The 14,889-nt window shown below is 68.6% G+C and carries 13 protein-coding genes; 7 read left to right on the top strand and 6 right to left on the bottom strand.

Going from position 1 to position 14,889, the window contains the following annotated elements:
- Positions 1 to 324 precede the first annotated feature (324 nt).
- The gene (locus MFF07_RS14760; protein ID WP_147820526.1) at positions 325 to 846 is read right to left on the bottom strand and encodes a DUF2244 domain-containing protein; all 522 of its coding nucleotides are present in this window, start codon (positions 844 to 846) and stop codon (positions 325 to 327) included.
- A 20-nt stretch (positions 847 to 866) separates the two neighbouring features.
- On the opposite strand from MFF07_RS14760, the gene nth reads away from it, so the two are divergent.
- Positions 867 to 1,670 carry an endonuclease III gene (gene nth / locus MFF07_RS14765; RefSeq protein WP_147820524.1) on the top strand — a complete coding sequence of 268 codons (804 nt, stop codon included), beginning with the start codon at positions 867 to 869 and terminating at the stop codon, positions 1,668 to 1,670.
- 226 nt (positions 1,671 to 1,896) lie between these two features.
- The gene (purC, locus tag MFF07_RS14770; protein ID WP_147820522.1) at positions 1,897 to 2,691 is read left to right on the top strand and encodes a phosphoribosylaminoimidazolesuccinocarboxamide synthase; all 795 of its coding nucleotides are present in this window, start codon (positions 1,897 to 1,899) and stop codon (positions 2,689 to 2,691) included.
- A 5-nt stretch (positions 2,692 to 2,696) separates the two neighbouring features.
- Here the strand turns inward: purC and MFF07_RS14775 are convergent, their stop codons facing one another.
- The 4 genes from MFF07_RS14775 to MFF07_RS14790 all read right to left on the bottom strand — a co-directional run bounded on the left by MFF07_RS14775 (position 2,697) and on the right by MFF07_RS14790 (position 7,957).
- Positions 2,697 to 4,352 carry a glycosyltransferase family 2 protein gene (locus MFF07_RS14775; RefSeq protein ID WP_147820520.1) on the bottom strand — a complete coding sequence of 552 codons (1,656 nt, stop codon included), beginning with the start codon at positions 4,350 to 4,352 and terminating at the stop codon, positions 2,697 to 2,699.
- A 166-nt stretch (positions 4,353 to 4,518) separates the two neighbouring features.
- On the bottom strand, positions 4,519 to 6,654 hold the full coding sequence (locus MFF07_RS14780; RefSeq protein WP_238232283.1) for a glycosyltransferase family 2 protein: 2,136 nt from the start codon (positions 6,652 to 6,654) through the stop codon (positions 4,519 to 4,521).
- Between the two features lie 43 nt (positions 6,655 to 6,697).
- The gene (locus tag MFF07_RS14785; protein ID WP_238232284.1) at positions 6,698 to 7,363 is read right to left on the bottom strand and encodes a hypothetical protein; all 666 of its coding nucleotides are present in this window, start codon (positions 7,361 to 7,363) and stop codon (positions 6,698 to 6,700) included.
- 57 nt (positions 7,364 to 7,420) lie between these two features.
- Entirely contained in the window at positions 7,421 to 7,957 is a 537-nt protein-coding gene (locus MFF07_RS14790; protein ID WP_147818533.1) for an invasion associated locus B family protein, read from the bottom strand.
- A gap of 351 nt (positions 7,958 to 8,308) precedes the next feature.
- On the opposite strand from MFF07_RS14790, the gene oxlT reads away from it, so the two are divergent.
- From oxlT to MFF07_RS14810, 4 genes are all read left to right on the top strand, one after another.
- Entirely contained in the window at positions 8,309 to 9,607 is a 1,299-nt protein-coding gene (gene oxlT, locus MFF07_RS14795; RefSeq protein WP_147818520.1) for an oxalate/formate MFS antiporter, read from the top strand.
- Positions 9,608 to 9,610: 3 nt separating this feature from the next.
- On the top strand, positions 9,611 to 10,375 hold the full coding sequence (locus MFF07_RS14800; protein ID WP_147818521.1) for a fumarylacetoacetate hydrolase family protein: 765 nt from the start codon (positions 9,611 to 9,613) through the stop codon (positions 10,373 to 10,375).
- Between the two features lie 135 nt (positions 10,376 to 10,510).
- Positions 10,511 to 11,518 (top strand): ketopantoate reductase family protein, encoded by a 1,008-nt coding sequence (locus MFF07_RS14805; RefSeq protein ID WP_147818522.1) that lies wholly within the window; start codon positions 10,511 to 10,513, stop codon positions 11,516 to 11,518.
- 36 nt (positions 11,519 to 11,554) lie between these two features.
- Positions 11,555 to 13,084, top strand: a complete 1,530-nt coding sequence (locus MFF07_RS14810) for an acyl--CoA ligase (RefSeq protein ID WP_147818523.1) — start codon at positions 11,555 to 11,557, stop codon at positions 13,082 to 13,084.
- A 28-nt stretch (positions 13,085 to 13,112) separates the two neighbouring features.
- Here MFF07_RS14810 and MFF07_RS14815 read toward each other — a convergent pair whose 3' ends face one another.
- A complete protein-coding gene (locus MFF07_RS14815; protein ID WP_147818524.1) occupies positions 13,113 to 14,270 on the bottom strand; it encodes a sensor histidine kinase in 1,158 nt (385 codons plus the stop codon).
- Positions 14,271 to 14,580: 310 nt separating this feature from the next.
- On the opposite strand from MFF07_RS14815, the gene MFF07_RS14820 reads away from it, so the two are divergent.
- Positions 14,581 to 14,889 carry a hypothetical protein gene (locus MFF07_RS14820; RefSeq protein WP_147818525.1) on the top strand — a complete coding sequence of 103 codons (309 nt, stop codon included), beginning with the start codon at positions 14,581 to 14,583 and terminating at the stop codon, positions 14,887 to 14,889.

The following is a 14,889-nucleotide window of genomic DNA, read 5'->3' on the forward strand; positions in this document are numbered from 1 at the left end:
AAACCAGATCAACCAGCCAGATCCGAAGCGGAGGCGCTGATTAATGCGCCGCCAAAATCGTGTCAACCCAAAAACCAGAGGCTCTCGAAACCGACACGCTCACACCCAAAAAACCAAAAGCAGGCCGCCCGACAGTCGCCGGACACTTCCCGCAGATTGTTCAGAAGATGCGAAGGCCACCGAGCTGCTTCCGCGGCCGGCGCCGATGACCAGGGATATACGGAGACAGACCGGAGACGTCAATCGGAAAATGCACTGCAGCACGAGAACGTACGCCCCGGGGGCGTCGCACCATGCCGTGTCACCCTGTGCGAGCGCGCGGTGTCAGTAGCCCTTCTTCGCCTTGGCCAATGCCCGGCTCAGACCCTGCGCCACCAGCTCACGCTCCGGGGGAGATGCATCGCGCGCCACTGCGACATGCTCATGACGGGAGACCAAGGTCAGGGTCCGCAGGCCGAATTCCTCGTCCTCGACACGAGTCAGCTTGGTCCAGAGCGGGTTGAAGCGCCATTCGCGGCGCTCGCCGCGATGGCTGACCCGGGCCAGCACCACTTGGATCTGCGAGATCGCCACCTCTTCGAACGAGCGCCCGCGCCGAAAACTCACCTTCAGCGCCGCGTAGAGCGCCAGCATGTCGAGGCCGAAGAAGCCGGCGATCGGCCAGAAGCCCATGCGCAGGCAGGCAATCGAGGTGACGAGGGAAACGGCGCAACAGAAGGCCATGACCATCCGAAAGCCGTCCCGGCTCAGGGATTGGTGCGGACGGATGACCGTCTCGTAGAGAGGGCGGTCGATCGTATCGGGATCGAGCCCGTCGGGATGGGCCTGGAGGTTGCCGCTCGCCATGAGGTCAATATAACGCCCGCATGCCCGCCAGGAAGCCGCCGCCCGTGACAAAACCAGCCGGCGGCGAAAAGGCCGCGATCGGGCGTCCAGCCAAGGGGAAGGCCGAGGGGAAGGCGGGAGCCCGGTTGGCCAAGCCCCTCGTCGCCGCGATCGACACGACCCCCGAGCCCGTCGACGCCGCGACCCTGGCCACGATCTTTTCGCGGCTGCGCGACGCCAACCCCGAGCCACGGGCCGAACTCCACTACCTGAACGCCTACACGCTGCTCGTGGCCGTGGTGCTTTCGGCCCAGGCGACGGACAAGGGCGTGAACATCGCGACCACGCCGCTCTTCGCCATCGCCGACACGCCTCAGAAGATGCTCGACCTCGGCAAGGAGCGGGTACGCCACGCCATCCGCACCATCGGACTGTTCAATACCAAGGCGAAGAACGTCATCGCGCTCTCGCGCATCCTGGTGGAGCGGCACGATGGAGAGGTGCCGCGCACCGCCGAGGCGCTGGAGGTGCTTCCGGGCGTGGGCGCCAAGACCGCGAGCGTGGTGCTCAACGTGGCCTTCGGCGTGCCGCGCATCGCCGTCGACACCCACATCTTCCGGGTCGCGAACCGGATTCCCCTCGTCGTCGCCGCGACGACGGACAAGGTGCAGGCGGGGTTGGAGGCCATCGTGCCCGAGCCTTTCCTGCTCAACGCCCATCACTGGCTGATCCTGTTCGGGCGCTACATCTGCAAGGCGCGCCGGCCCGAATGCCCGCGTTGCCCGATCGCGGATCTGTGCCGGTATCCCTCGAAGACCGTGGAGCCGCTGGCGGCGGCCTCCTGAACGGAGCGGTCCCTCACGCCGGCCGAGGGCGATCGCCGCGCGACGGCAGCTTCGCATGCATGCCGCTGCACCGGCTAACGCGTTGTGCTGCCAATGCGCATCGGGTAGTTTGGCACACGGCCGTGGAAGACTATCGCCGATGACGTCTTTCGCTGCTCGACCCCGCTCCGGGTCGCCGCGCCGCGGATCCCGCATCAGGTGCCAGTCCCGCAAGGAGCCACGGCCCATGGACTTCCTCAAACCACGGTACACGCCCATGAATCGCCGCCGTCGCATCTACGAGGGCAAGGCGAAGGTCCTCTATGAGGGTCCCGAGCCCGGCACGCTGATCCAGCATTTCAAGGACGACGCGACGGCCTTCAATGCCAAGAAGCATGAGGTCATCGACGGCAAGGGCGTGCTCAACAACCGGATCTCCGAGTTCCTGTTTCAGCACCTCAACGACATCGGCGTGCCGACGCACTTCATCCGTCGGCTGAACATGCGCGAGCAGCTCATCCGCGAGGTCGAGATCATTCCGCTCGAGGTGGTGGTGCGCAACGTCGCCGCCGGCTCGCTGGCGACGCGGCTGGGGCTCGAGGAGGGCACGCAGCTGCCGCGCTCGATCATCGAGTTCTACTACAAGAACGACGCGCTCAACGATCCGATGGTCTCGGAAGAGCACATCACGGCGTTCGGCTGGGCCACGCCCCAGGAGATCGACGACATCATGGCGCTGGCCATCCGCGTCAACGACTTCCTGTCCGGCCTCTTCCTCGGCGTCGGCATCCGCCTCGTCGACTTCAAGATGGAGACCGGCCGCCTCTGGGAAGGCGACCTGATGCGCATCGTCGTCGCCGACGAGATCTCCCCCGATTCCTGCCGGCTCTGGGACATCAAGTCCGCGGACAAGCTCGACAAAGACCGCTTCCGCAAGGATCTCGGCGGCCTGATCGAAGCCTACACGGAAGTCGCCAAGCGCCTCGGCATCATGTCCGAGAACGAGAAGGTGCAGACCGGCGGGCCGCGTCTGGTCCAGTAGGCGCTCTAGCGGGGCTCGGCCGGCTCCAGGCCGGTCCAGCCCCTGCGCAGCCGCGCATGGGTCGACAGGTTCGGGTCGAAGCCCAGGTGATAATGGGGGTCCTGCGCGAGCAGCGGCCCCCATCGTTTTTTCAGGTTCGCCACTTCTCGACGATGGCGCGCTTCCGCCTCCGATGAGCGGATCCGGCTCGCCGCCTCGCGGTGGTGCAGCACGGCGGAGGGCACCAGCAGGGTGCGGTAGCCGGCTTTGTTCAGCCGAAGGCACAGATCGACGTCGTTGAAGTCGACGGCAAAGTGCTCCGCGTCGAAGCCGTCGACCGCCCGGAATTTTTCGGCCTCTACCACGAGGCAGGCCGCGGTCACGGCGGAGACCCGGTGCGTCACCGTCAGCGCACCGAGATAGCCCGGCGCATCCCCCGCAAAATGCCGGTGGCCGTGGGTGACGAGGCCGCCGGTGCCGAGCACCACGCCGCCGTGCTGGATGCGGCCTTCCCCGTCAAGCAGCTTGGCCCCGACAGCGCCGACATCCGGCCGCAGCGCCTCGCGTACCATCCGCTCTAGCCAATCCGGCTGAAACGCCTCGACGTCGTTGTTGACGAAGGCGAGCAGGCGGCCCTGCGCCGCCTCGGCCGCGCGGTTGTTCATGCCGGCGAAGTCGAACGGGCCGGGACAGGGGACGATTCGGGCGATGCCGCGGGCTTCGCAATCGCGAAAATAGGCCAGTGTGTCGAGCTCGCGGCTGCCGTTGTCGCAGATCAGGATCTCCTTGGCCGGCCAATCGGTGCGGGCGACGAGGCTGGCGATGCAGGGCCGAAGCAGGTCGAGGCGGTCGCGGGTCGGGACGATCAGGCTGACGAGCGGGCGGGGCTCGGGAAGCGGGCGCGTGACGGCGAGGATGCCGTCGTCGACCGCGATGCGGGTACCGCTCTCCCCGCGCCGGTCGAGGTCGGCGCGGACGGCCGCGAGGCGGGCGTCGGGGCTCGGCCCGTGGCTCCGGGGGAGCGGCGCGATCGAGAGCAGGCGCGGGAGATGGCGAACGGCGCCGCCCTCGGCCTCGATGTGCAGGAGCAAGGCAAGGGCTTCGGCCCCCGGCACGAGGCTTCGTTCGATGCCGGCGAGGCGCGCCGCTCGCACCGCGACGACCGGACCGGCGGCGTCGAGACTCCGAAAGAAGTCGGGATCGAAGGCCGGGCGGAGAATCGGCAGGAGTCTGCCGTCGTCACCTTCGACGAGGGCGTCGCCATAGAGCGCCTGAAGCCCCTCATTCTCCGAGAAGGCCTTTGCGATGGCCGCGGCGGCGCCGGCGAGGAGGGTGTGGCCGGGGGCGAGGAGCACGACGATCGCGGCATGGCCGCTCGCCGGGCCGGACGGTGCATCAGCCGTTGTGACGGCGATGTCGTGCGCGGCAAGGGCTGCGGCCGGTTCCAGCCCGGGTCCCCAGCCGGATGGCAGCCACAGCCGATGATCGATGCCGGCGAGTGCGGCGAATTTCTGTCGCGCGCGCAGGCGCTTGCCCGTGAGGCGCGCCCAAGCGATCGCGCGCGCGTCGCGCGGGTGCCGCATGAGCGCCGCGAGGATCGCCGAGAGGTGTCGCTTCTGGGCGAAGGCGAAGCGCAGGGCGGTTGGGTCCGTATCGGGTGACGGCGTCTTGCGATCGGTCATCGGCGGGCGGGCCCCGGCCCTGCCGACAACACACCTCCCTCCCCGTCATTGCGAGGAGGAGAAGCCATACTGGTCCGTCGCTCCGCCGGTGCGGGTCGGGCCTTGGATGGCGTCGCTGCGCTCGCAACGACGGGTGTCTTCGGCGCGACGCCATACTCCCAAAACATCACTCCAGGTCCTCGCCGAAGGTCGTGAGGGAGAGGGCCGGGTGGTAGAACGGGTCGTGGCGGATGACGTCGCGCCAGCGGGCGGCGAAGGTGTCGGCCTCGCGCTCGAAGCGGCGGCGCTCCTCGCCCTTCGGCCGGCCGCGGCTGACCGATTCGAGGTGGGAGAGCGTGGCCTGCGGCGTCCAGATCGTCTTGAGGCCGAGAGCACCGAGGCGCAGGCAGAAATCGACGTCGTTGAAGTCGATGGCGAAGGTGGTTTCGTCGAAGCCGCCAGCCGCGTCGAATTTTCGGCGCTCCACGGCGAGGCACGCCGCCGTCACCGCCGAGACCTCGTGCGCGACGCGCAACCGGCCGAGATGGCCGGGGGTGTCGCCGGGGCGTCGCCGCAGGATGTGGCCGGCGCGGCCGCCGAGACCGGCGACGACGCCGGCATGCTGGAGCGTGCCGTCCTCGTAGAGCAGCTTGGCCCCGACCGCCCCGACCTCCGGCCGCACGGCCTGGGCGACGAGGGCCGAGAGCCAGCCCGGCTTGAGCACGGCGATGTCGTTGTTGAGGAGCACCAGCACCTGCCCGTGCGAGGCCCGAACGCCGGCATTGGTCATCGCCGAGAAATTGAAGGGGTGCGGATAGGGCACGATGCGCACGCGGGAATCGGCGCGCAGGGTTTCGTAGAACCGCAACACGGCGGGGTCCGTCGAGCCGTTGTCGATGATGACGAGTTCGATGGACGGATAGTCGGTCCTCCGCAGCACGCCCTCGGTCACCCGGCCGATCAGGTCGAGCCTGTCGCGCGAGGGGATGACGATGCTCGCGAGCGGCGCCGGCTGCGGCACCGGCCAGTGCAGATCGAGGATGCCGCCTCGGATCTCGGCACGGGCGGCTGAGCCGGCTCCGATGAGATGGCCGTCGAGGGCTTGCGCCCGTGCGGCGGTATCGTCGGGCCTCGGCGCGGTGGTGCAGAGGATGCGCGGGACGTGGGCGACGGTTCGTGCAGCCGACGTCGCGGCGAGGCCGAACGCCAGCCCGTCCGGCGGCCCGACCGGAGTGTCGCCGAGACACGCGATCAGGGCTCGTGAGAATAGCACCGGCCGGCCGGTATAGCCGGTGACGCGGGCGAGGTCGGGGCTCCAGTCGGGCTTGAGCCTGGGCTGGAGCGAGGCGCCGGCCACCTCCTCGTCGGCATAGACGCAATCCGGCGCGTCGGGGCCGGCGAGACGGCGCGCCAGGATCGACAGCGCATCCGGCCACAGCCGGTCGCCGGGGCGGAGGAGGCCGAGGGCGTCGGCCCCGGCGAGAAGCCCGGCCGCGGGGGCGGCGGCGTCCCAGGCGGATTCGGCGATGCGCGGGTCGCCGTGCTCGACCGGCTCGTGCGGATCGTCGCCGATCCAGGCGATGGTGAGCGACCAGGCGCGGTGATGCTGCGCGATCAAGCTCGCCAGCGTCCGGCCGACGGCGGCGGCTTCGGAGCGGCGCGCCGACAGGATCAGCCGGATCGCAGACCCGGCACCAAGTTCGGTGCCGTGCTCGGTCGGAGCGGGGGCGCGCAGGCGCTCGGTTCGCCAGCCGGGATAGCGGGCGAGCGGACTGACCGCGCAGGCCCCGCGCAGGATGTCGCGATAGCGTCGCGCGTCGCCGCGGAACCGGTTGTAGAGCGCCGGCACGACCCGGATCGGGCGCTTCTGAAGGCATTCGGCGAGCACGCTGGCATGGCCGCGCAGGCCCACCCGCTCCAGAACGAAGCCCGGCCCTGCCGCGAGCCGGATCTCGTCCAGGTCCGCCGGAAGCAGGCCGAGCCAGGAGGCAGAGCCCAGCGCCACGCCCGGCAGAACGACATCCTGCGTCTCTCCGCCCGCGCGCACGAGGCGGAGCATCGGCCGGAGCGGCGGGGCCAGCGGATCCATGCGGTAGGTCAGCACGATCCAGCGATCGCGCAGCCGCCCGGCCGGCAGCAGGCGGCGCTCGAACAGCGGATCGCCGATGGGTTCGAGCGTGAAGGCGGCGGCACGGCCGTGCCAGCGGCCGGGCGCCGCGGCCGGCACGGCCCGGAGACGCGGCTCTACGGGTGCGATGGCCGGCCCGTCCGGATGGAGAAGCGGACCCGGTTGCCGGACGACGGAGATAGGGGCGTGCTCCATGATCCCCGGTTCATGCGGGAGGCCGTCACGCAAATCTTCCCTGTCACTGCGCGGCAGCCGGGGTCTCGCCCGGAGCGGCGGCTTCGGCCGGAACCGGCTTGGCGCGGCGGGCGGCGCTTCGGGCCGGTGCCTTGGGGCGGGGGGGCGTACCGGCGAGCGCCACCTCGATGTCGTAGCCGACTGCCATGTCGGCGGGCACGAGGAGCTCGTCCGCCACCACGGAGGTCTGCCCCTGCGCTGCGCCGGCCGGGATCGCGATCGCGACCCGGCGGGTCTGCGAGGCGACGACCCTGTCGTTGTACTTGAGTGAAACCGTGAGCGGCGCCTCGAAGGTGCCCGGCGCGCCGGCCGGCCCGAGGAGCGCCCGGACCTGCACGCCGACCCGGACTCCGACGGCACCGCCCGCACGCACCGTGCATTCGCGGCTCATCTGGCCGAAGGTGAGCTGGTGGCGAAGACGGCTGTTGTCGCCGGCCGCCCCGGCGAAGGCCTGCATGGCGGCCCCGCCGTCCCGCACGTCGATCTGCGGGCAATAGGCCTCTTCGGGGTCCTGCAGCTTCGGCCCGCTGAGGCTCGGCACCTCGCCACCGCTGCTCGTCCCGACACCGCCGAACATGTTCTTGAAGAAGCTGCCCGATTCCGCCTGCGCGGCACCGATGCCGGTGAGCGCGAGCGCGAGCGATGCCGCCGCCTGACCCCGTTTCCGCATGGTACCCGTTCCGATTCGTCCCACGTCCAGCGCCAGTGGCACCGAAATCGGACGAATTTATTTCATCGACTCGAAGCCGGTGTCGAAGCCCTTGAGCGAGAGCGGGATCCCGACCCCCTCCTCCGGCGTCTGGAAGACGATGAAGGTTGCCTGCTTGCCCGCCTTGAAGGTGCGCAGCAGCCCGTCGTCCATCACCACTTCGGCGACGCAGCCCGTGGTGAGGCAGCGCACGAAGCCGGCGCGGCCGATGTCGTTGTTGTCGATCTTCAGGCCGAGCCCCGAGGGCAGCAGCACGCCGAGCGGGGCGACCACGCGCAGCAGGTAGCCGCGGTTGTCGGCGGTCTTGAGCACGATGACGACGAGGGTGAGGTTCGGCCGGTCCTCGGCGGCGACGTACTGCACCAGCGCGCATTGCTCGGACTTGGCCCCGGCCGGCGTCTCGCAGCGCAGCTGCCAATCGTCGAAGCTCTTGCGGACCTCGCCCTGCGCCAGGGCCGTGCCCGGCAGCGCGGCACCGAGGATGAAAGCCAGAGCCAGGAGCAGACCCGGCAGATGGCGGACCAAGGCAGGCCCACCCGCCCGTCGCAACCTCATGCTCAGCCTCACGCGCCGTTCCTCGCCCGCACCGTTGCACTCGTGCGGACCGCCTGGGCGACCGCGAAAAGCCAGGGTGTTCCGACCATGGCGGGCCGCCGCCTGTCAAGCGACGCCCCGCTCCGGGAACGCCCCGCGATGCCAGGGACTTGGTCCGGTGGCCGCCAGCGGCTTCGCCTGCCGATGCCGCAGTGCAGTTCAAATTTTTTAGAGGCTAGTGCCAAATATTTTGCGGCGAGCGCTGCGATCTGCCCATGGTCAAGGCAGTTGTATTCAAAATGCACCCAACTAGAAGCGTGGATGCAAAGTGTAAGCGCACGCACAAGAAAACGCAGACCGAGGATTGCGACTATGGCCCTGCAAGCCGCCGACCCCATACCCGGCGCCTATTCCGCCTCCGTGGCGGATGCTCCGCCCTTCGGCCGCTGGGGTCAGCTCGTTCTCGGCGTGATCTGCATGGTGATGATCGCCAACCTCCAATACGGCTGGACCTTCTTCGTCCCCGACATCCAGAAGAAGTTCGGCTTCGACCGGGCCGCGATCCAGTGGGCCTTCACCCTGTTCGTGCTGTTCGAGACCTGGCTCGTGCCGGTCGAGGGCTGGTTCGTCGACAAGTACGGCCCGAAGGTCGTGGTGCTGTTCGGCGGCCTGCTCTGCGGCATCGGCTGGGTGATCAACTCCTACGCCGAGACGCTGAACATGTTCTATCTCGGCCAGGTCGTGGCCGGCATCGGCGCGGGCGCGGTCTACGGCACCTGCGTCGGCAGCGCGCTGAAGTGGTTTCCAGACAAGCGCGGGCTGGCCGCCGGCATCACCGCCGCCGGCTTCGGTGCCGGGTCGGCGCTGACCGTCGCCCCGATCCAGTGGATGATCTCCGAGCAGGGCTTCCAGTCCGCGTTCTTCTATTTCGGCATCGGCCAGGGCCTGATCGTCTGCGTGCTCGCCGTGTTCCTCGCCTCCCCGAAGAAGGGTCAGGTTCAGCGGGCGGTTGCCAATGCCAGCGTCATCCAGACCCGGCGCAACTACACCCCGGGCGAGGTCGCCCGACAGCCGATCTTCTGGCTGATGTACCTGATGTTCGTCATCGTCGGCGCCGGCGGCCTGATGATCACCGCCAACCTGAAGCCGATCGCGGCCGATATCGGCGTCGACAAGATCCCCGTGACCATCCTCGGGCTGACCATGGTGGCGATCACCTTCGCCGCGACGATCGACCGGGTGCTCAACGGCCTGACGCGTCCGTTCTTCGGCTGGGTCTCCGACAGGATCGGCCGCGAGAACACGATGTTCATCGCCTTCGCGATGGAAGGCGCCGGCATCTTCATGCTCTACCTCTGGGGTCACGACCCGCTCTGGTTCGTGCTGCTCTCGGGCTTCGTGTTCTTCGCCTGGGGCGAGATCTACTCGCTGTTCCCCTCGACCTGCACCGACACCTTCGGCTCCAAGTTCGCCGCGACGAATGCCGGGCTGCTCTACACCGCCAAGGGCACGGCGGCCCTGCTCGTGCCGGCCGCGAACTACCTGCAGCAGAGCACGGGCAGCTGGGACGGCGTGTTTCTCGTCGCCGCCGGCGCCAACATCCTGGCCTCGCTGCTGGCCATCGCGGTGCTCAAGCCCTGGCGGGCCCGCGTGATCGCCCGGAGCGCCTGAGGTATGGCCCTCTGGATCCGGTACACACAAGACGGCCGGGACGGCTTCGGCCGTCTCGACGGCGACCGCATCGCCGTCTTCACGGGCGAACTGTTCGGCGACCCGGCGCCGACCGGCGAGACGGTGGACCTCGCCGAGGTCACGGTCGCCCTGCCCTGCCGCCCCTCGAAGCTGATCGCGCTCTGGAACAACTTCCATGCGATGGCGGAGAAGCAGGAGCTGGCGCGTCCGGAGGCGCCGCTGTTCCTGCTGAAGCCGGCCAACACCTATCGCCCCTCGGGCGCGGTGATCGCGGTGCCGGAGGCGGCCGGCCGGGCGATGTACGAGGGCGAACTCGGCATCGTCATCGGCAAGCCGGCGCGCGACCTCGACGAGACCGAGGCCGCGTCTCACATCTTCGGCTACACCTGCATCAACGACGTCACGGCCCCATCCATCCTCAAGGCGGATGCGAGCTTTACCCAATGGTGCCGTGCCAAGGGCCTCGACGGGTTCGGCCCGTTCGGCCCGGTCATCGCCACCGGCCTCGATCCGGCGACCCTGACGGTGCGCACCCTGGTGAACGGGCGCGAGCGCCAGAACTACCCGGTATCGGACATGATCTTTTCGCCCGCGCGGCTGGTCTCGCTGCTGTCGCAGGGCATGACGTTGGAGCCCGGCGACGTGATCGCCTGCGGCACCTCGAACGGCGTCGGGCCGATCCCGAAGGGCGGGACCGTCGAGGTCGTAATCGAGGGCATCGGAACGTTGTCGAACCGCTTCGAGTAGACGAACGGCCGGGTGCCCGGCAGGCCGATCGAACATAGAATCATCACGCGACCTCCGGGTCGCGGCACGAGCAGGCACCGGCGGCGCGACGGACGCGGCGGGCGCCTCGGTCAGGACCCAGAAACGGACTGAAGCATGAGCATCGCGATCGTCGGCGCCGGAGCCATCGGCGGCTATCTCGGGGTCAGGCTGGCGGAAGCCGGCGAGGACGTCACCTTCATCGCCCGCAGCAATGCGGACGCGATCGCCAGCGACGGCCTGCGGCTGATCGAGGAGGACGGCACCGTTCTCCACGCCAAGTCGGTCAAGGCCGTGAAGTCCATGGAGCAGGCCGGGCCGCACGACATCGTGCTGCTCACGGTCAAGGCGCATCAGGTCGGGCCGATCGCGGCCGATCTCAAGCACCTGATCGGTCCCGACACCCTGGTCGTGACCATGCAGAACGGCATTCCGTGGTGGTACTTCTCCGGCGGCTACGGCGGGCAGTACGCGGGCACGCAGCTCGAGACCGCCGATCCGGGCGGCGTCATCGCGGCGCATCTCGATCCGCGCCAGGTGATCGGCTCCGTGGTCTATCCGGCGGCCGTGCTGACCGATCCCGGCACCGTGACGGTGATCGAGGGCAACCGCTTCGGCCTCGGCGAACTCGACGGCACCAAGTCCGAGCGCGCGCTCGACCTGTCGCGCCGCCTGACCAAGGCCGGCTTCAAGGCCCCGGTGACCGGCGACATCCGCGCCGAGATCTGGCTCAAGCTCTGGGGCAACCTGAGCTTCAACCCGATCTCCGCGCTCAGTCACGCGACACTGGAAGACATCTGCCGCTTCCCCGACACGCGCGAACTCGCCACCGCGATGATGAAGGAGGCGGAAAAAATCGCGAACACGCTCGGCATCACCTTCAAAGTCGGCATCGACAAGCGCATTGCCGGTGCCGAGAAGGTCGGCGCGCACAAGACCTCGATGTTGCAGGACGTCGAGGCCGGCCGGCCGATCGAGCTGGAGGCGCTCGTCGGCTCGGTGATCGAACTCGGCCGGCTGATCGACGTGCCGACGCCGCATATCGGCAGCGTCTACGCGCTGATGCGGCTGCTGTCGCAGAGCCTGGAGACGGCCAACGGCCGCCTCGCCATCGCCAAAGCCTGATTCGTCTTCGATATTTCAGCCGTTAGGAACACCGACGTGGCCGACGCAACCACCCTTCACGCCCTGATCCGGACCGGCGCCGACGACGCCACCGCGTTGTCGAGCCCCGGCGGCGTGCCGCTGTCCTTCAAGGCGCTGCGCGCGCTGGCCGAGCGCACCGTCGCGGAGCTGAACGCGCAAGGAATCGGCCGCGGCGACCGGGTGGCGATCGTGCTGCCGAACGGCCCGGAGATGGCGACCGCCTTCATCGCGGTCGCCGCCGGCTGCACCTCGGCGCCCCTGAATCCGTCCTACAAGGCGGACGAGTTCGAGTTCTACCTGAACGACCTCAACGCGCGGCTGCTGATCGTCACCGAGGGCAGCGAGTCGCCGGCCGTCGCCATCGCGGAAAAGCTCGGCGTCGCCGTCGCCCGCCTGACCCCGACGCCGGACCAGGGCGCGGGCAGCTTTTCGCTGTCATTCGCCACTGAGGGACCGGGCCCGACCGAGAACGGTGGCACGGCGCAACCCGAAGACATCGCGCTGGTGCTGCACACCTCGGGCACCACGTCGCGTCCGAAGATCGTGCCGCTGAAGCAGTCGAACGTCTGCGCCTCGGCCCGCAACATTCGCAACGCGCTGGCCTTCACCGCGGAGGATCGCGGCCTCAACATCATGCCGCTGTTCCACATCCACGGTCTGATCGCGGGCATTCTGGCCCCGCTCTCGGCGGGCGGTCAGGTCTCGTGCACGCCGGGCTTCAACGCGCTCAAGTTCTTCGGCTGGATGGGTGAGGTGAAGCCGACCTGGTACACCGGCGTCCCGACCATGCATCAGGCGATCCTCGGCCGCGCCGCGCGCAACAAGGAGGTGATCGAGTCGACGCCGTTGCGCTTCATCCGCTCGTCGTCCTCGTCCCTGCCGCCGCAGGTCATGAACGAGTTGGAGGCGACCTTCGGCGCCCCGGTGATCGAGGCCTACGGCATGACCGAGGCCGCCCACCAGATGGCCTCGAACCCGCTGCCGCCGAAAGCCCACCATGCCGGCTCGGTCGGTCTGGCGGCAGGCCCCGAGATCGCCATCGTCGACCTCGCGGGCGAGCCGTTGCCGGCCGGCGAGACCGGCGAGATCGTGATCCGCGGCGACAACGTCATGGCGGGCTACGAGAACAACGAGAAGGCCAATGCAGAGGCCTTCACCCGCCAGGGTTGGTTCCGCACCGGCGACCAGGGCGTGCTGACACCCGAGGGCTACCTCTCGATCACCGGTCGCCTCAAGGAGATCATCAACCGCGGCGGCGAGAAGATCTCGCCGCGCGAGGTCGACGAGATCCTGATGGACCACCCGGCCGTGTCGCAATGCGTGACCTTCGCCATGCCGCACGACAAGCTGGGCGAGGACGTCGCCGCCGCGATCGTGCTGCGCGAGGGTGTCACCGCCGTCGAGAAGGACATCCGCAGCTTCGCCTCCGAGCGTCTCGCGGCGTTCAAGGTGCCGGCCCGGATCGTGATCCTCGACGAGATCCCCAAGGGCGCCACCGGCAAGCTGCAGCGGATCGGGCTGGCGGAGAAGCTCGGGCTGGTGTGAGGGCGGCGCACCGCCCTCGCGGCCGGCCTCACCCCCGCGGCATCATCCGCAACTCGAACCGCGCGCCCTTGCCCGGCACCACGCTCAGCGTCCCCTCCAGCTGCCGGGCGAGGTTGTTGACGATGCGCATGCCGAGGCTCTTGCGAGCGGTGGCCGGGTCGAAGCCCTCGGGCAGGCCCACGCCGTCGTCGGCGATGGCGACGAGGAGGCCGCCGTCGGCGGCCGCGGATGCCTCGACACGGATCTCGCCCAAGGCATCCGCCGCGTCCGCCGGGTAGGCGTACTTGATCGCATTGGTCACGAGCTCGTTCACGAACAGCCCGAGCGGCACGGCGAGGTCGGCGGAAAGCGCGAGGGTTTCGGCGCGGCAGACGAGTTTGTGCGGGCCGGCGCTGACCTGGAGGCTCGCACAGAGCGCTTCGAGAAAGGCGGCGAGGTCGATCGTCGTCACGTCGGGCTGGCGCCAGAGTTGATCGTGGACCTGGGCAATCGCCTCAACGCGGCTCTGGGCGTCGGCCAGCGCCCGCTTCACGTCCTCGTTCTCGGTGCCGCGCCCCTGTAGGGACAACAGCCCGGCGACGACGGCGAGGCTGTTCTTGACGCGGTGGCTCATCTCGCGCGTGAGCAGGTCCTGACGCTCCAGCGCCGCCTTGAGCCGCGCCTCCGCGCGCTGCCGCTCGATGGCCCCGCCGACGAGGTTGGCGAACCCCTGCATGAAGGCGATGTCGGCCTCGCCGAAAACGCCCTCGCGGGTGTCGTCGACCTCCAGCACGCCGTAATGGCCGTCGCGGTTGGAGATCAGCACGTTGATGGCGCGTCGCACGCCGTGCGCGGCCATCAGCTCGGGCGTGCGGAAGCGGGTCTCGTTCTCCAGGTGGTTCGAGATCACCGGCCGGCCGGTCTTCATAGCGAAGCCCGCGGGCGAGGCGAGATCGGCCCCGACGATCGCCTTGCCGACCACGTCCGCGCCCCAGCCCACGCCCGCGCAGACCATCAGGCAATCCTGAGCCTGATGGTATTCGAGCGCCTTGCAGAACTCGGCCTTCATGCCCTCGGCACAGAGTTCGGTCGCCCGCTGCAACAGCGGTAGGAGTTCCGTGGCGCGTAGGGCCTCGACGCCGAAATCGGAGAGGATCGCCTGCTGGCGCAGGCGGATCGCCAGCGCCTGCGGGATGGTGTCGGTCATGCTGGGGGTCGCTCCCGGCCGGACGTTGGATCGCACGTCCCGGTCTTCACAGCCGCGTTGACAACGCACTGGGGCAAAGGTGCGGCGCCTTGACGGTAGGTGACGGGCTTCATGGATGGATTCGCCATCGGCCATTCGCGTGGCATGCGCGAAAGAAGAATAAGATAAGATTAAATCACTACCAGCACAGACATCACCAGACCTTGAACCGTTTTGCTTTGCGGAGAAAAAACTCTACATCCGGGCTTGTTGGGATCTCCGCGTAAAAATATGGGATCTTCAAGAAAAGCATCCGGGAGGTTTTTGCACCATGCGTCTCAAGACTGTCCTGCCGCTCGCCGTTGCCCTCGTCCTTCCGATTCCTGCGAAGGCGCTGACGATGAGCGATCCGCTGACCGCCTGGGCCAAGGCCCCGGCGATGGACCGCATGCAGCTCGCCACGCGCTTCGGGAAGTCGTTCATCGCGCTCAACGAGAGCTTCACGACCGGCTACTTCCTCAAGTGCATCGACGACATCTCGGTCTATGGCGGCGCCAAGGATGCCAAGATCGAGGACGCGATGCGCGAATGCATCGCCTCGCAGCAGCGCCTGAAGGCCAATACCTTCGACGACGAGTGA

Origin of the sequence: Methylobacterium thuringiense, assembly GCF_022179645.1 — a bacterium.
Classification (GTDB): Bacteria; Pseudomonadota; Alphaproteobacteria; order Rhizobiales; family Beijerinckiaceae; genus Methylobacterium; species Methylobacterium thuringiense.